Consider the following 16,591-nt stretch of genomic DNA (forward strand, 5'->3'; position numbering starts at 1 on the left):
GAACGGGGGCGGCCGTACTGGGTGCCTGGCAGCGGAAGATGCGCTGCCGTCACAGGAGCCGGCCGGCTGTGACGGTTTTTTCACCACCGCCTCATACGCCTTGTGGCACAAGCACTGCGAAGGCCTATCCACAGGTTTTCGCGCCCCCCGTCCACACCGGGTGTGGAAAACCGCGTATCGGCCCGCTGCTGGCCGCATGCCCGGTACGCGCGTAACCTTGTCATCCCAAGTCCATCGCGGTGGACGGCGAACCCGCCCCACCCCAAGCAATGAAAAGCATCGATCATCGAGACTTCACCCTGTCGCCGGAAGACAACGAGCGATTGGCCAACCTGTGCGGCCCCTTCGACGGGCACCTGCGCCAGATCGAGCTGAAGCTCGGCGTGGAGATCGCAAACCGTGGCTTCGTGTTCCGCATCAGCGGGCCCAATGAAGCCATCGTGGAGGCGCAGAAGCTGGTTGAAGCGCTGTACGCCGAAGCCGGCGAGACCGTCTTTGACAGCCACGCCATCCATCTGCGCCTGGCGCAGGCCAATGTCGAGCAGATCGCCGAACGCTCCTACGAAGCGCAGGAGGTCGCGATCAAGGTCAAGCGCGGTACGGTACGTGGCCGTGGCGCCAATCAGTCCCGCTACCTGCACCAGATCGCCACCCACGACATCAACTTCGGCATCGGCCCGGCCGGTACCGGCAAGACCTTCCTGGCCGTGGCCAGCGCGGTCGAAGCACTGAACGAATCGCGGGTGCAGCGCCTGATCCTGGTGCGCCCGGCGGTGGAAGCCGGCGAGAAGCTGGGCTTCCTTCCAGGCGACCTGAGCCAGAAGGTCGATCCCTACCTGCGACCGTTGTACGACGCCCTGTACGAGATGATGGGCGTGGAGAAGGTGGTCAAGCTGGTGGAGAAGAACGTCATCGAGATCGCGCCGCTGGCCTACATGCGCGGCCGCACGCTCAACGATGCATTCGTGATCCTGGACGAAGCACAGAACACCACCATCGAACAGATGAAGATGTTCCTGACCCGCCTGGGCTACGGCTCCACCGCGGTGGTCACCGGTGACCTGACCCAGACCGACCTGCCCAAGCACGTGAAATCCGGTCTGCGCGACGCCATCGATGTGCTGCGTGAAGTCGAGGGCGTCAGCTTCACCTTCTTCGAATCCCGCGACGTGGTCCGCCACCCGCTGGTCGCGCGCATCGTCAGCGCCTACGACCGCCGCGACCTGCATCAGATCCAGCCTGGAGCGACGCCATGACCCGTGGTCCCGTGCGACTGGACGTCGCCGTCAGTTATGCCCTGCCGCGTGCCGGCCTGCCGGCGGCCGTGAGCTTTCGCAAGTGGGTGGCCGCTGCGTTGAAGGGCCGCATCCGCGAGGCCGATCTGGCCATCCGCGTGGTCGATGCCAAGGAAGGCCAGTCGCTGAACCGCCATTACCGTGGCAAGGACTACGCCACCAACGTGCTCAGCTTCCCGGCCGAAGTGCCCGAAGGCCTGCCCAAGGGCGTCAAGTTTCCACTGCTCGGCGACCTGGTGATCTGCGCACCGGTGGTGGCCCGCGAAGCCGACGAACAGGGCAAGGCGCTCAACGCCCATTACGCGCACCTGACCGTGCACGGCGTGCTGCACCTGCTTGGCTGGGACCACGAGGACGACAAGGAAGCCGAGGCGATGGAACAGCTGGAGCGCGACATCCTGGCCGAGCTCGGCATCGCCGATCCCTACGCCGGCGAGCGCTGACGACCACACACACCGGGTTCATCACGGAGGACAGCCCCATCGCGCTGTTGCCCGCACTCATCGCCGCTCTTCTGCAGGTAACCACTGCCCCGGGCATCGACCCCGACCGGGAACGACCGTCGCCGTTCCCGGCCAGCGACAGCGCGGCCGACATTGCCGCCAAAGTCGCCGAGGTGCAGGCCTTCTTTGACGTCAGCCAACAGACGGCCCGCCAGGCGGTCGCCGAGGCGCAGCAGCACGCATTGATGGAACGCTTGAGGGCGCGCCACGCGGCACGCCTGGCCGGCATGTGGGTGGACAATGCGACGGGTTGGACCGTCGTCGTGCGATTGACTGGCCCAGCCTCCGAGGCGGATGAGACCCATCCAGGGGCGGACGGCCCGCAACGCGTGCGCTATATCATCGGCGCTTCAATGACCGAAGCGGAGATGCAGCGCCGTCTTCAGGCGCAGCAGGGCTGGTTCATCCCGCAGCTGCCCGGTCTGACCGGCTATGGCCTGGACGTCATGACCGGTGAACTGGAGCTGGAACTCCGGGATACCGCTGGCGCGCGCGCAACGGCGACGACCGTGCGCGACCACCTGCAGGCGCTGCTGGGCTACCCGGTCAGGCTGCGCTGGTACCCAGCGGCATCGCAGCGCCGATCGCCCTGACCCAGCCGGGCTGCAGGTGCCGGTCCGCGCGCTGCGCAATTGTTTGCCGCCTGGCATGGCGGCACAAGGAAACCAAGGATGACCTCGGGAAACAGCTTCACGGCGATTGCAATGAGTGCGGGCCTGTTCGCAGGCCTGCTGGTGCTGGGCGCGTACACCGTGCGCCGCATCAGCGCCCGCGACCCCAGCGGCAGGCACTGGCTGCTGCGCAGCCTGGCCCTGCTCTTGCCCTTGTGCCTGCTGGCCGGGCTGGCGACCGGCATGATCGGCCCACACCTCACGGGTAGAGCAGAACCCGTCCACCTGCCCGGGCTGTGGGAAACGTCGATGGTGCTGATACTGGCCGGTGCCTTGACCCTGCCGGTGCTGTGGCGAACGCTGCTGCAGCAGCGGCTTGGCAGGCCGGTCAACGCGCTTCCGTTCTTCCATGCCAGCCGCACCTCGTTGCTGGTGCTGTTCGTGCTGGCCGTGATCTACGTGAAAGTGGCCAGGACAGCCGCATCGGAAATGTTGCCCTGGCTGACCAGCCCGGGCCTGTGGCCGGCGGTGGTGCGCATCGCGGGGCAATCGATGCAGATCACCATGCTCGCGGTCGTGCTTACCCTCTCACTGATGGTCGTGCGGCGGGCGATGACCGGTTTCCTGCGCCTTCTCAGCGGGCTGTTCAGGCGCTCACCGGAGCTATGATGGGTGCCCTTCGCCTGCGGAAACCGCCCGTGTCACTGCGCTGCTGCCTGCCCCTGCTGTGTGCCCTTGCGGTCCCATCCGCCTTCGCTTCCAGCGTCGACCTGCCGGCCCTGATCGAATGCCGCCAGGGCGTGGCCGAGCAGGCCGCGCTGGCGCCGCTGCTGGCCGATCCGCTGAAGGCCGTGGCCCAGGGCCTGCAGCCGCTGCCGCAGGGCAACCAGTTCATGAGCGAGTTCCGGCTGGCCAGCCCGATCACCGTCTTCGGCCAACAGACCGATCGGGTGGCGGTGGCCGGCGCCAGCGTCATGGCCGTCCTCGACCAGGCCGACCCACGCCCGCTGGCCAAACGGCTGGAATTGGAGACCGGCTACGACCAGGACGGCAAGTTCATGGCCGGCCGCGAGCTGGTCAGCCGCGACGTGACCGACCCGAAGACCGGCGAGGCCCAGATCGAGTCGATCATCCTCAGCGTCTCCACCGTGGCCTCCCACCCGGGCAAGACCCTGGCCGGCTGCACCTACAGCCTGGACCTGCCCGAGGAGGAGCCGGCTGCGGCCGCCCCAGCCCCGGCCACCGGCAGTCACTGACAGGCCGTCACATCCTGCTAGACTTGGGTCAACGCCCGGCCTGCCGGGTGCCTTTTTTCCAGAGATGTCAGAAGACGACAGTAGTAGCTCCCCTGCGGAGCACAGTGAAAAGAAGCGCGGCTGGCTTGAACGCCTGACCTCCGCCTTCTCCGGCGAACCCCATACCCGCGACGAGCTGGTCGCTGTCCTGCACACCGCGCAGGAAGAAGGCCTGATCGCCGCCGATACCCTGAAGATGATGGAAGGCGCCATTTCGGTGGCCGAGCTGACCGTGGGCGACGTGATGATCTCGCGCTCGCAGATGGTCTCGCTGCCGGTTGAAGCGCCCTTCCTGGAACTGATGAAGCAGGTGGTCGAATCCGGCCATTCACGCTTCCCGGTACACGGCGAGAACAAGGACGACATCCTTGGCATCCTGCTGGCCAAGGACCTGCTGCGCGGCGTGGTCGCCGACAACGGCCCGGCCAACGTACGCGAGCTGCTGCGCCCGGCAGTGCTGATTCCGGAGGCGAAGAAGCTCAACGTGCTGCTGAAGGAGTTCCGCCTGTCGCGCAACCACATGGCCATCGTGGTCGACGAGTACGGCGGTGTCGCCGGCCTGGTCACCATCGAGGACGTGCTGGAACAGATCGTCGGCGAGATCGACGACGAGCATGACGAGGCCGAGGACCCGTCGGCGCAGATCGCCATCCAGTCCGACGGACAGTACGTGGTCGACGCGCTGACCCCGATCGGCGACTTCAACGAGCGTTTCGGCGCAATGTTCTCCGACGAGGATTACGACACGATCGGTGGCCTGGTCACCGAGGCCGTGGGCCATCTGCCGGAAGTCGGCGATGAGCTGGCACTGGACCGCTTCATGTTCCGCGTGGCCCGCGCCGATGCGCGCCGGGTACAGGCCTTCCACGTGACCGTGCTGCCGCCGGACGCGCAGGACGACGCTTGAAGCGCCGCGGCCTGATCCTCATGGTGTGGCTGACACTCTACGTGTTGGCCATGGCCCTGCCGCTGGCCGCCTTCGCGCAGCCGGCGCCGGCCACACCTGCCGTGCCCGCGGCCAGCGCTGAAGCCCCTGCTCCGCGCATCGGCGTGGTGACCATGCAGCCGGGCACGGTGTTCTTCGAACGCTTCGGCCATGACGCCATCGTGGTGGTCGATCCGCTCAGCGGCGACGCAACCTCGTACAACTTCGGCTACTTCGACCCCACCGAGGACGATTTCATCAGCCGCTTCGCACGTGGCGACATGATGTATTACCTGGTGGCGCTGCCGCTGCAGCAGGACCTGTCGTACTACGACGAGACCGGCCGCGGTGCCAGCGTGCAATGGCTGGACCTGCGCCCGGACCAGGCGCGTGCCCTGGCCGCTGACCTGGCCGAGCGGGCCAAGCCGGAAAACGCGCGCTACCACTACGACTATTACACCGCCAATTGCGCCACGATGGTGCGCGACACCCTCGACAAGGCGTTGGGTGGTGGCCTGCAGTCGCAGCTGTCGGGGCGCTCGCGTGGCAACACCTATCGCAGTGAATCGGTCCGTCTGGCCTCGCCGGCACCATGGATGTGGCTGGGCTTCGATGTGGGCCTGGGGCCGTTCGCCGACCAGCCGCTGTCGCGCTGGCAGGAAGCGTTCGTCCCGATGCGCCTGGCCGATGCCCTGCGCCAGGCACGCAACAGCGATGGCCGGCCGCTGGTGCAGGCCGAACAGGAACTGTTGCCGCACCGCATCGATCCGGAGCCGAAGGAGTTCGCACGCCGCTGGTGGCCGTGGCTGCTGTGCGGCCTGGTGATCGCCGCTGGCGTGCTGGCGCTGCGCAACCGCCCGCGCCTGCTGGCCGGGCTGGCACTGCCGTTCTGGCTGCTGTGCGCTCTGTTGGGTGGCGTGCTGGTGTTCCTGTGGGGCTTCAGCATCCACTACGCCGCGTGGGCAAACCGCAACCTGCTGCTGCTTTCGCCGCTGGCCGTGCTGCTGCTGCCCGGTGCGATCGCGCTGCTGCGCCGGCGCCTGCCGGGACGCATGTTCAGCATCATGTTGTGGCTGCTGGCGGTACAGGCGGTGGCCGCACTGGTGCTGCACTGGCTGAGCCTGCAGGCCCAGTACAACGTGCAGTGGATCGTGCTGCTGCTGCCGGTGCACGCGGCCCTGGCGTGGGTGCTGGGGCGCCGTCCTCACTTGTCCGAAACACGGCCCTGACGCACGATGGCGGGCATGTCATTGCCCGCCTCCGCTTCCGCCCCGGCTTCGGCCAACCCTACCTGCGTCATCAACTGCGTCCACTACGATGACGAGGGCAAACGCCACGACATCACCCTGGACGCCATCAGCGATGTCATCGCCAGTGGCAATGGCTTCGTGTGGGTCGGCCTGTACGATCCCAACGACGATGTGCTGCTGAAACTGCAGGAAGAATTCTGCCTGCACGACCTTGCCATCGAAGACGCGCGCAACGCACACCAGCGGCCCAAGGTCGAGACCTACGGCAATTCGCTGTTCGTGGTGGTGACCACCGCGCAGATGGTCGACGAGCGCATCCAGTATGGCGAAACCCATGCCTTCCTCGGCCCGCGCTTCCTGGTGACGGTGCGCCACGGCGCCTCGCTGTCCTACGCGCCAGTGCGCGCACGCGTCGAGCGCGAGCCGCAGCTGCTGAAAATGGGCCCGTCGTACTGCCTGTATGCGGTGACCGACTTCGTGGTCGACAACTACCTGCCGATCGTGCACCGCTTCCGCGATACCCTGGACCTGCTGGAGAAGGACATCTTCGCCGAGAATTACAAGCGCAGCACCGTGGTGCGCCTGTACGAGCTCAAGCGCGAACTGAACAAGATGCGCATGGCAGTGGCGCCACTGCAGGACGTGCTCGCGCAGCTGCGCCGCTACCAGGGCGAACTGATCCCGGACGAAGTGAAGCTGTACGTGCGTGACGTGCATGACCATGCGGTGCGCATCAGCGATGTGATCGACACCCTGCGTGAGATGCTGGGCACCGCGCTGAGCGTGAACCTTTCGCTGGTGACACTGGCGCAGGGCGAGACGGTCAAGCGGCTGGGTGCGTGGGCCGCACTCTTGGCGGCGCCGACGCTGATCACCAGCTGGTACGGCATGAACTTCAGCCACATGCCGGAGCTGAGCCAACCGTGGGCCTACCCACTGATGATCGTTGGCGTGGGCGGCGTCTGCGTAGGGCTGTACCGGCTGTTCAAGCGCGCGAAGTGGTTGTAGCGCGTATCGACCAACGGTCGATACCCACCATGCACGGGGGGCGTCGATACCCCGCAATCCGGTAGGCCCCGACCGTTGGTGGTGGCACATGACCCGCTTCTGGTAGTGCCGGCCGCTGGCCGGCAATCAGGGCAATGCGGGCCAGCGACCGGCACTACCGCTCGGGATCAAGCCACGTAGACGGTCTTGATGTTCATGAACTCATGGATGCCATGGTCAGCCAGCTCCCGACCAAAGCCTGACTGCTTGCTGCCGCCGAACGGCAGCCGCGCGTCGCTCTTGACGATGGCGTTGACGAACGCCGCACCGCATTCCATGCGCTGCGCGAAGCGCTCGCCGCGTACCGGATCGCCGGTCCACACGCTGCCGCCCAGGCCGAAGCGGGTGTCGTTGGCCACGCGCAGTGCCTCGGCCTCATCCTTGACCCGGATCACCGCGGCCACCGGCCCGAACAGCTCCTCGTCATACGCCGGCATGCCCGGGCCGACCTGGTCGAGCACCGTGGCCGGATAGCCGGCATGGGTGCCGGCTATCGGCTCACCACCGATCAGCACCCGCGCGCCCTTGGCCACGCTGGCCTGCACCTGCTTGTGCAGTTCGTCACGCAGGTCGGCGCGAGCCATCGGTGCCAGCGTGGTGCCAGGCTTATCGGGATCGCCGTACTGGCGCTCGCCCGCCGCCTCCACAAAGCGACGGGTGAACTCATCGGCCACCGCCTCGACCACGATGAAGCGCTTGGCCGCGATGCAGGTCTGGCCGCTGTTGTCGAAGCGCGACTTCACCGCTGCGGCCACGGTCTTGTCGAGGTCGGCATCGTCGAGCACCACGAAGGCATCGCTGCCACCCAGCTCCATCACCGACTTCTTCAGCTGGCTGCCGGCATTGGAGGCGATCGAGCGCCCTGCCCGCTCGCTGCCGGTCAGCGTCACCGCCTTCACCCGTGCGTCGCGCAGCACGTCGGCGGCCTGGTCGTTGTCGATGTGCAGCACGTCGAACACGCCATCAGGCAGGCCGCCGTCACGGCACACCGCCAGGATCAGGTCGGCGCACTGCGGCACATTGCTGGCGTGCTTGAGCAGGGCGACGTTGCCAGCCATGAACGCCGGGGCGAGGAAACGGAACACCTGCCAGATCGGGAAATTCCACGGCATCACCGCGAATACACAGCCGATCGGCTCGTAGCGCACGTAGCTGCGCTGGGCTTCGGTGTCGATCAACTGCGGCTTGAGGTAGTCGGCCGCGTGGTCGGCGTAGTACTCGCAGGCGGCAGCGCACTTGTCGACCTCGGCCAGCGCTTCGGCCTTGAGCTTGCCCATCTCGTGGGTCATCGCCTGCTGCAGGTCGTCGCGGCGCGTGCGCAGCTGCGCCGCGATCTGGCGCAGGATCACGCCGCGTTCCTGCAGCGAACGCTCGGCCCAGCCGGGGAACGCATCGGCGGCGGCCTGCAGGCGCTGCTCGATGTCGGCAGCGCCCATCAGTTCATGGCGGTAGGTCACCTGGCCGGTGGCCGGGTCGACGATCTCGACGGTCATGGGGGATCTCCATCTGGAAGACCCCCATTGTGCGCCGCCGGCCGTGAGCCGGGTGTTGCCGGCACAGTGGACGGATCGTGTACTCAGCCGTTGTCCTGCCGCGCCAGCTGCAGGTCGCGCTGGCGCCGCTTCTCGGCGCGGGCATTGATGTACCAGCCGATCACCGCGGCGATCGATACCGCCGACACCAGCAGCGTGGCCAGTGCATTGATCTTCGGGCTGATGCCCATGCGCACCGACGCGAACACCTTCATCGGCAGCGTGGTCGAGCCCGGCGTGGCCACGAAGCTGGCCACCACCACGTCATCCAGCGACAGGGTGAACGCCAGCAGCCAACCCGCCACCAGCGCCGGCGCGATGATCGGCAGGGTGATGCGGGTGAACACGGTCAACCGGCTGGCCCCGAGGTCCATCGCGGCTTCTTCCAGCGACAGATCCATTTCCTGCAGGCGCGAGGACACCACCACGGTGACGAAGCAGAGGGTGAAGGTCACGTGCGCGATCCAGATGGTGGCCAGGCCACGCGCCGGGAAGCCGGGAATCGCGCCCATCGAGGCCAGCAGCGCCATCAGCGAGAAGCCCAGGATCACGTCCGGCATCACCAGCGGCGCGGTGACCAGCGCCCCGAACAGTGGCTTGCCGCGGAAGCGCTTGAAACGGGTCATCACCATCGCCGCCAGCGTACCCAGCACAGTAGCGGTACACGCAGTCCAGAACGCCACCACCAGGCTGGTCCACATCGCCTCCATCAGCGCGCGGTCGGCAAACAGGTCGCTGTAGGCGCGGGTGGAAAACCCGGCCCAGACCATCGCCAGCCGCGAGCTGTTGAACGAATAGAACATCAACAGCAGAATCGGCAGGTACAGGAAAGCGAAGCCGAGCAGCAGCACGCCCAGCGCTAGGCCTTTGCCGGTGCGCGGACTCATGCCTGCTTCCCTTCCAGCAGGCGCTGCTGGGAAAGGTTGAAAAGCAGGATCGGCACCAGCAGCAACAGGATCATCGCCACCGCCATCGCCGAGGCGCCTGGCCAATTGCGGTTGTTGAAGAACTCGTTCCACAGCTGGCGGCCGACCATCAGTGTCTCCGAACCACCGAGCATTTCCGGGATCACGAATTCACCCACCGCCGGGATCATCACCAGCATGCAGCCGGCGATGATGCCCGCCTTCGACAACGGCAGGGTGATGCGCAGGAACGCCTGCCACGGCTTGGCACCGAGGTCGTAGGCCGCTTCCAGCAGGCGGTGGTCATGCTTGACCAGATTGGCGTACAGCGGCAGCACCATGAACGGCAGATAGCAGTAGACGATGCCGATGTAGGCGGCGGTCGGGGTGTCGATCAGCTGCAGTTTCGGCAGGCCCATCGACGTCATCAGCGCCTGCAGGCCGGTGAACTGCAGGAACTGGTCAAGCAGGCCGTTGCGGTCCAGGATCGCCTTCCACGCATACACGCGGATCAGGAACGAGGTCCACGACGGCAGCACCACCAGCATCATCGCCACGTTGCGAGCGGCGGGCGACAGGCGCGCGATGGCATAGGCCATCGGATAGCCGATCAGCAGGGTGAAGAAGGTGGAGATCGCCGCGATCCTGATCGAGCTCAGGAACGCCTGGGCATAGATCGAATCGCGGAACAGCGCCAGGTAATTCTCCAGGTTCAGCTTCAGCGAGAAACCGCCGTCGGCGTACTGCAGCAGCCAGGTATACGGCGGCGAGCCGACCCGGCTGAGCGAGAAACTGATCATCAGCACGATCAGGAACGGCACTGCGAAGAACAGCAGCAGCCACAGGTACGGAATGCCGATCACCGTGGCACGCAGCCCCGGCAGCCAGCGCTTCAGGCCGGCGACGCTCATGAGGTCAGCACCACGCCGTCGTTGTCGCGCCAGTGCACCCACACCTCGTCGCCCCAGGTGAAGCCATCACTGGCCCAGCGCTGCGAGTTGGCGAAGTTGGCCAGCACCTTGGCGCCGCTGGGCAGGCGCACGTGATAGACCGAGTGGCTGCCGAAGTAGGCGATGTCCTCGATCACGCCCTGCGCCTTGTTGGTGTGCCCTTCCGGCTCGTCCTTGCCGATCATCACCTTCTCCGGGCGCAGCGCGAACGCGACCGGCTGCCCTTCATAGCAGGTGATGCCATGGGCAATGTAGATCGGCGCCGGGAACAGCGGCGACCGCACGGTCACGTACTCGGGCAGGTCCTCGTCGATCACCCCGTCAAACAGGTTGACCGAACCGATGAACTCGGCGACGAAGCGGTTGGCCGGCTGCTCGTAGACCTCGTCCGGCTTGCCGACCTGCTGGATCCAGCCGGCATCCATCACCGCGATGCGGGTGGCCATGGTCATCGCTTCTTCCTGGTCGTGGGTGACCATCACGCAGGTCACGCCCGACGACTCGATGATGCTGACCAGTTCCAGCTGCATCTGCGAGCGCAGCTTCTTGTCCAGCGCGCCCATCGGCTCGTCCAGCAACAGCAGCTTCGGCCCCTTGGCCAGCGACCGCGCCAGCGCCACGCGCTGCTGCTGGCCACCGGACAGCTGGTGCGGCTTGCGCTTGCCCAGGTGGCCCATCTGCACCAGGTCGAGCATCTCGCCGACGCGCTTGCTGATCGCGTCCTTGCCCAGGCCATCCTGCTTCAGGCCGAAGGCGATGTTCTGCTCGACCGTCATGTGCGGGAACAGGGCATAGGACTGGAACATCATGTTGACCGGCCGCTGGTACGGCGGCAGCGCGTCCAGGCGCTGGCCATCGACGGTGATGCTGCCCTTGGTGGGCGTCTCGAAGCCGCCCAGGCAGCGCAGCAGGGTCGATTTACCACTGCCGGAGCCACCGAGCAGGGCAAAGATCTCGCCCTTGCGCACGTCCAGGTTGACGTCGTCGACGGCGACGAATCCGTCGAATTCCTTGCGCAGATCACGAATGGAGAGATAGCCGGGCGCACCGGTCGTGTCGACGACGGCGGCTACCGGCTGGGCTTCAACGGGCATGGGGGCTCCGGGAGCGGGCGGTGGACAGCGGCGGCCATTCTAACGGCCGGGGGCCGAAGGGGATATGACGGCAGTGGGTGGAAGCGGCCGCTGGCGCGCCCAGGCCTCCCGAGGTGTGTCGGTTTTCCCCCGCCATGGTGGCCTGTGCGCCGGGAGGCCCAGGCTCTCCTCGACGCCCGGACGGCCGTCCCGGCCAGGCACCACGGGCGGCGGCCCGATCTGCAACATTTTTCAGAGCGGGATCCATTGAAAGCCCGGGGCATTCCCCGCGCAATGCCCCGGATCTAGGCCTTGCATGGACCGACCCTGGTGATTTCCCCGGACAGCCCCTCCCCTTTCCCGCCCCGCCTGCCGGGCTGCCTGCCTGCACGGCTGCCGCTGGTCATCATCGGCGCCGGCCAGGCCGGGTTGTCGCTCAGCGCGCTCCTGCAGGAGGCCGGCGTCGAGCATCGCGTGCTGGAGGCCGAAACCGTGGGTGCCAGCTGGCGGCGGCGCTGGGATTCGTTCCAGACCAACACCGCCAACGCGACCATGGCCCTTCATGGCCATGCCTATGCCGGGGATGACCCGGAAGGGTTCATGGGGGCCCCGGAAGTGATCCGACGGCTGCGCGACTATGCCGACGAGCGCTCGTTGCCGATCAGCGAAGGGTGCGTGGTCCATCGGGTCGGGCCCGAGTCCGGTGGTTATGACATCGACAGCAGCCGGGGGCTGATCCATGCCCAGGCGGTGGTGGTCGCCACCGGTGAATACCGCCGGGCGCGGTTGCCCCGGGCCCCCTTCGCGCCCGCACCAGGCCTCACCGTGCTGCACTCCAGCGACTACCGAAGTCCCGGCCAGCTACCCGAGGGCGCGGTGCTGGTCATCGGCGGCGGCCAGTCCGGCGCGCAGATCGCCCAGGACCTGCGCGACGGTGGTCGCAGCGTGTACTGGTCACTGGCCCAGCGGCATTCGCACACCCGCCGGCTGCGCGGCAAGGACTCGATGACCTGGTGGGACATGGCCGGGCGCATCCACCAGCACGTGAGCGAATCGGCGGGAGTACTGGCGGGTGGGCCGGACGCGCTGCGCAAGGCCCGCACTGCGGAGTTCCCGCTGATATCCGGCAAGGGAAGCGCCGGCCTGGGCAGTTCGATCAGCCTGTTGGCGATGCACCACGCAGGCATCAGGTTGCTGGGCCGGTTGCAGGAATTCAGCGGAAACACCGCCCGCTTCGCCGATGTCCGCCCGCAGCTGCATACCGCGATCGAGGCGACGCGGGCCGAATATGCCTATCTCGATTCGCTGGCCAGCGCGTACTACGCCACGCGGCCCGAACCGCGCACCGACGATGCCCGCTACATTCCCGAAGAGGTCTACCTGCACTGGGAGCCGGAACCGTCCCCATGCAAGCTGGACCTGAAGGCTGCGGGCATCCGCGCGGTGGTACTGGCCACCGGCTTCGTCGCCGAATGGCCCTGGCTCGACATGCAGGGCGTGCTGGATGCACACGGCTATCCGCTTGGCGACTTCGGTGTTTCCCCGCAGCCGGGGCTGTTCTTCATCGGCATGCACAACCTGCAGCGGATGAGTTCGTCGTTCCTGTGCAACGGCGGCCGCGACGCACGCGACCTGCTGCCGGCCATCCTGCAGCACCTTGGCCGAAGCGGGAGTACCGGCTTCGGCGCAGGTTAAGGGAGCCGCCGGGCAGGGCCCGACGGCGCCAGACCGGCTCAGCGGCCGGTCTTCACCTCGGTCCACAGCCGGGTGTAGAGCTTGTCGGTCTCCGGCGTGTTGATCGAGTAGGTGAACATCTTCTCGGCGACATCCGCCGGCGGATAGATGGTCGGGTCGGTGCGGATCGCCTCGTCCACCAGCGGCGTTGCGGTCGGGATCGGGTTGGCGTAGTGGATGAAGTTGGTGTTGGCCGCAGCGACCTTCGGTTCCAGCAGGTAGTTGATGAACCTGTAAGCCGCTTCCGGGTGCTTGGCGTCCTTCGGGATCGCCAGCATGTCGAACCACTGCGGCGCACCTTCCTTCGGGATCGAATAAGCCACGTGCACGCCATTGCTGGCTTCCTCGGCGCGGTCGCGGGCCTGGATGATGTCACCGGACCAGCCGACCACCAGGCAGGTACCGCCGTTGGCCAGCGAACCCACGTACTGCGAGGAGTGGAAATTCTGAACGTACGGGCGGATCGACTTCAGCAGGTCGGCCGCCTTCTGCAGTTCGGCCGGGTCGCCGCTGTGCGGGTCCAGGCCCAGGTAATGCAGCGCGATCGGGATCATGTCGGCCGGCGTGTCCAGGATGGTCACGCCGCAGTCCTTCATCTTGCTGATGTTCTCCGGCTTGAACACCAGGTCCCAGCTGTTGGCGATGTCGGTGCTGCCACCGAAGCGCTGCTTCAGCATGTCCACGTTGTAGCCGATGCCGGTGGTGCCGATCATGTACGGCACGCCGTACTGGTTGCCCGGATCCTGGGTGGCGATGCGCCTCATCACCGCCGGATCGAGGTTGGCCAGGTTCGGGATCTTGCTCTTGTCCAGCGGCAGGAACACGCCGGCCTGGATCTGGCGGCCGAAGAAGTTCAGCGTCGGCACCACCACGTCGTAGCCGCTGTTGCCGGCCAGCAGCTTGGTCTCGACCATCTCATCGCTGTCGAACACATCGTAGGTCACCTTGATCCCGCTCTCCTTCTCGAAGGTCGGAATGGTGTCCTCGGCGATGTAATCGCTGTAGTTGTAGACGTTCAGGACCTGGCTGTCCTGCGCGCCGCCGTTGCCACCGCCACAGGCGGCGAGCATGGCGGAGGCCAGGCCGAGCGTGAGGATACGCAGCTTCATCGGGTGCTCCAGAATGCGGGAAGGGGGGCCGGCGGTGCCGGCGACGGGTGCCAGCCTACCCCCCGGCGGCGGATTTTTCTATTGCGGATGCTCAGACGTTCAGCAGCAGGAACTCGCGCTCCCACGAGCTGATGACGCGGAAAAAGGTCTCGTATTCCTTGCGCTTGACCGAGATGTAGGCGCGGCAGAAACGCTCGCCCAGCAGGGCCTGGAGCTCGCTGCACTGCTCCAGCCCGTCCAGCGCCTCGCCCAGCGAGCGCGGCAGGTTGTAGCCCAGTTCCTTGGCGCTGCCGGTCACCGGCGCATCCGGTGCCAACCGCTCGCGGATGCCCAGCAGGCCGCAGGCCAGGGTCGCCGCCATTGCCAGGTACGGGTTGGCGTCGGAGCCGGCGAAACGGCTCTCCACGCGCATGTTTTCCGGCGTATCCAGCGGCACGCGCAGCCCGCAGGTACGGTTGTCGAAGCCCCAGTGCACGTTGCTCGGCGAGACCTCGCCGAACACCAGGCGGCGGTAGGAGTTCACGTTCGGCGCGAAGAACGCCATCGCCTGCGGCGCGTACTTCTGCAGGCCACCCAGGTAATGGCCGAACACTGGGCTGAACTCGCCCTCGGCATCGGAATCACCGGCAAAAACGTTGCTGCCGTCACTCATCCGCACCAGGCTCTGGTGGATGTGCATGGCACTGCCCGGCTCGTTCTCCATCGGCTTGGCCAGGAAGGTGGCATACACGCCGTGGCGCATCGCCGCCTCGCGCATGGTGCGCTTGAACAGGAATACCTGGTCGGCCAGGTCCATCGCATCGGCATGGGTGAAGTTGACCTCCAGCTGCGCCGCGCCCGATTCGTGGATCAGCGTGTCCACGTCCAGCTTCATCGCATCGGCGTAGTCGTACATCAGGTCGAGGATCGGGTCGAACTCGTTGACCGCGTCGATCGAGTACGACTGCCGCGCGGTCTCCGGGCGCCCGGAGCGGCCGGCCGGTGGCAGCAGCGGGAAGTCCGGGTCGGTGTTCTTCTGCACCAGGAAGAACTCAAGCTCCGGCGCCACCACCGGGCGCAGGCCCAGCTCGGCGTAGGCCGCCAGCACGCGGCGCAGTACGTTGCGTGGCGCCAGCTCGTGCGGCTCACCGCTCTTGGTGTAGCAATCGTGGATGACCTGCGCGGTGGCGTCGGCCGCCCACGGCACCATGCGCACCGTGTCCGGATCGGGGCGCAGCATCATGTCCGAGTCGGACGGCGAGGTCAGCTCGTAGTAATCGTCAGGGAACTCGCCGGTGACGGTGGTGGCGAAGATGCCCTCAGGCAGGCGCGTGCCGTAGTCGTGCGAGAACTTGTCGGCGGGAATGATCTTGCCGCGCGCGTTGCCGGTGATGTCCGGCACCAGGCATTCCACCTCGGTGATGCGCCGCTCCTTCAGCCAGCGCAGCAGCGTGCTTTCCTGCGGTGCGGGGGGCGTGGCCGTCTTGCGCGGGCGCGTTCGGGAACTCATCGGGAATCCAGTCGGTTCTGTTGGTGCTGCCGGCAAGCCTGGCCGAACGCACGGAAAATAGCGTGATAGAACGGCGCCTGCATGACACGCCACTCCGGGTGCCACTGTACGCCGAGCACGAAACGATGGTGCAGGCTGCGTGCGGCTTCGACCAGCCCATCGTCGGCCACGGCCTCGACCTGCAGGCCCTGCGCGAGGCGGGCAATGCCCTGCCCGTGCACCGAATTGACCTGCGCCCGGTCGCTGCCGTGCCACTGCGCCAGCCAGCCATCGGCAACCAGGGTAACCGCGTGGGCCGGTCCGTACTGCACCTCCACCGGCGCCTGCGGGTCTTCGCGATGGTCAGCCAGGCCAGGCACCGCGTGTACCTGCGGATGCAGGCTGCCACCCAGCGCGACGTTCAGTTCCTGGAAGCCGCGGCAGATCGCCAGTACCGGAAGATCCTGCGCCAAAGCCTCACGCAGCAACGCGAACGCATTGGCATCACGGGCCGGGTCATGCAGATTGCCCGGCCAGCTGCGACCGCCCTCGTAGTGCCGCGGTTCGATGTTGCTGACCGCGCCGGTCAACAGCAGGCCATCAAGCCCCTGCAGCCAGTCGCCAACCGGCAAAGGAGGCTGCAGGCTCGGCAGTACCACCGGGGTCACTTCGGCGGCCTCGGCCAGCGCGCGCACGTACTTCTCGCCGGCCGCCGCGAAGCGGTGATGGCCGAGCACGGTACTGTCGGTGGGCAGGCCCACCCAGGGCAGGCGGCGCATGGAAAAACTCCTTGACGTGCCGACACGTTACCCGTCGCCCGGCGAAGGCGGCAAGTCGTCGCCGTCACACCATGGCTGTCACGCATCGGCGAAACTACGCGGGTGAATGCTGATC

16 protein-coding genes are annotated in these 16,591 nt (G+C 66.7%); 9 read left to right on the forward strand and 7 right to left on the reverse strand.

Going from position 1 to position 16,591, the window contains the following annotated elements; all coding sequences use genetic code 11:
- Window positions 1–269 precede the first annotated feature (269 nt).
- The 8 genes from VG543_RS00675 (at window position 270) to VG543_RS00710 (ending at window position 6,887) form a co-directional block, all read left to right on the forward strand.
- Window positions 270–1,256, forward strand: a complete 987-nt coding sequence (locus VG543_RS00675) for a PhoH family protein (protein ID WP_423177463.1) — start codon at window positions 270–272, stop codon at window positions 1,254–1,256.
- Entirely contained in the window at window positions 1,253–1,738 is a 486-nt protein-coding gene (gene ybeY, locus VG543_RS00680) for an rRNA maturation RNase YbeY (RefSeq protein WP_019659039.1), read from the forward strand. Before VG543_RS00675 ends, ybeY begins: the two co-directional genes overlap by 4 nt.
- A gap of 47 nt (window positions 1,739–1,785) precedes the next feature.
- On the forward strand, window positions 1,786–2,391 hold the full coding sequence (locus VG543_RS00685; RefSeq protein WP_423177464.1) for a hypothetical protein: 606 nt from the start codon (window positions 1,786–1,788) through the stop codon (window positions 2,389–2,391).
- A 78-nt stretch (window positions 2,392–2,469) separates the two neighbouring features.
- Window positions 2,470–3,078, forward strand: coding sequence for a hypothetical protein (locus tag VG543_RS00690; RefSeq protein ID WP_423177466.1), 609 nt, complete (start codon window positions 2,470–2,472; stop codon window positions 3,076–3,078).
- Window positions 3,078–3,665, forward strand: a complete 588-nt coding sequence (locus tag VG543_RS00695; protein ID WP_021203565.1) for a hypothetical protein — start codon at window positions 3,078–3,080, stop codon at window positions 3,663–3,665. The genes VG543_RS00690 and VG543_RS00695 overlap by 1 nt, the downstream gene beginning before the upstream one ends.
- A 64-nt stretch (window positions 3,666–3,729) precedes the next feature.
- Window positions 3,730–4,611, forward strand: a complete 882-nt coding sequence (locus VG543_RS00700) for an HlyC/CorC family transporter (protein WP_019659043.1) — start codon at window positions 3,730–3,732, stop codon at window positions 4,609–4,611.
- The gene (locus tag VG543_RS00705) at window positions 4,608–5,858 is read left to right on the forward strand and encodes a DUF4105 domain-containing protein (RefSeq protein WP_423177467.1); all 1,251 of its coding nucleotides are present in this window, start codon (window positions 4,608–4,610) and stop codon (window positions 5,856–5,858) included. The genes VG543_RS00700 and VG543_RS00705 overlap by 4 nt, the downstream gene beginning before the upstream one ends.
- Before the next feature lie 6 nt (window positions 5,859–5,864).
- Window positions 5,865–6,887, forward strand: a complete 1,023-nt coding sequence (locus VG543_RS00710; protein ID WP_423177468.1) for a magnesium and cobalt transport protein CorA — start codon at window positions 5,865–5,867, stop codon at window positions 6,885–6,887.
- 167 nt (window positions 6,888–7,054) lie between these two features.
- Here the strand turns inward: VG543_RS00710 and VG543_RS00715 are convergent, their stop codons facing one another.
- From VG543_RS00715 to VG543_RS00730, 4 genes are all read right to left on the reverse strand, one after another.
- Window positions 7,055–8,419: an NAD-dependent succinate-semialdehyde dehydrogenase gene (locus tag VG543_RS00715; RefSeq protein WP_423177470.1), complete on the reverse strand. Its 1,365-nt coding sequence runs from the start codon at window positions 8,417–8,419 to the stop codon at window positions 7,055–7,057.
- Between the two features lie 83 nt (window positions 8,420–8,502).
- Window positions 8,503–9,345, reverse strand: a complete 843-nt coding sequence (locus VG543_RS00720) for an ABC transporter permease subunit (protein WP_019659047.1) — start codon at window positions 9,343–9,345, stop codon at window positions 8,503–8,505.
- Window positions 9,342–10,274 (reverse strand): ABC transporter permease subunit, encoded by a 933-nt coding sequence (locus VG543_RS00725; protein ID WP_423177471.1) that lies wholly within the window; start codon window positions 10,272–10,274, stop codon window positions 9,342–9,344. The genes VG543_RS00720 and VG543_RS00725 overlap by 4 nt, the downstream gene beginning before the upstream one ends.
- Entirely contained in the window at window positions 10,271–11,407 is a 1,137-nt protein-coding gene (locus tag VG543_RS00730) for an ABC transporter ATP-binding protein (protein WP_005415926.1), read from the reverse strand. Before VG543_RS00730 ends, VG543_RS00725 begins: the two co-directional genes overlap by 4 nt.
- Before the next feature lie 291 nt (window positions 11,408–11,698).
- Here VG543_RS00730 and VG543_RS00735 point away from each other — a divergent pair, with 291 nt between their 5' ends.
- Complete coding sequence (locus VG543_RS00735) at window positions 11,699–13,081, forward strand: flavin-containing monooxygenase (protein ID WP_423177473.1); 1,383 nt, start codon at window positions 11,699–11,701, stop codon at window positions 13,079–13,081.
- Window positions 13,082–13,119: 38 nt separating this feature from the next.
- Here the strand turns inward: VG543_RS00735 and VG543_RS00740 are convergent, their stop codons facing one another.
- From VG543_RS00740 to VG543_RS00750, 3 genes are all read right to left on the reverse strand, one after another.
- A complete protein-coding gene (locus VG543_RS00740) occupies window positions 13,120–14,229 on the reverse strand; it encodes a polyamine ABC transporter substrate-binding protein (protein ID WP_227843960.1) in 1,110 nt (369 codons plus the stop codon).
- A 91-nt stretch (window positions 14,230–14,320) separates the two neighbouring features.
- Window positions 14,321–15,718, reverse strand: a complete 1,398-nt coding sequence (locus VG543_RS00745; protein ID WP_019659051.1) for a glutamine synthetase family protein — start codon at window positions 15,716–15,718, stop codon at window positions 14,321–14,323.
- Entirely contained in the window at window positions 15,715–16,476 is a 762-nt protein-coding gene (locus tag VG543_RS00750) for a gamma-glutamyl-gamma-aminobutyrate hydrolase family protein (RefSeq protein WP_329847263.1), read from the reverse strand. The genes VG543_RS00745 and VG543_RS00750 overlap by 4 nt, the downstream gene beginning before the upstream one ends.
- Window positions 16,477–16,591 lie beyond the last annotated feature (115 nt).

Origin of the sequence: Stenotrophomonas sp. CASM101, assembly GCF_049384845.1 — a bacterium.
Lineage (GTDB): Bacteria > Pseudomonadota > Gammaproteobacteria > Xanthomonadales > Xanthomonadaceae > Stenotrophomonas > Stenotrophomonas hibiscicola.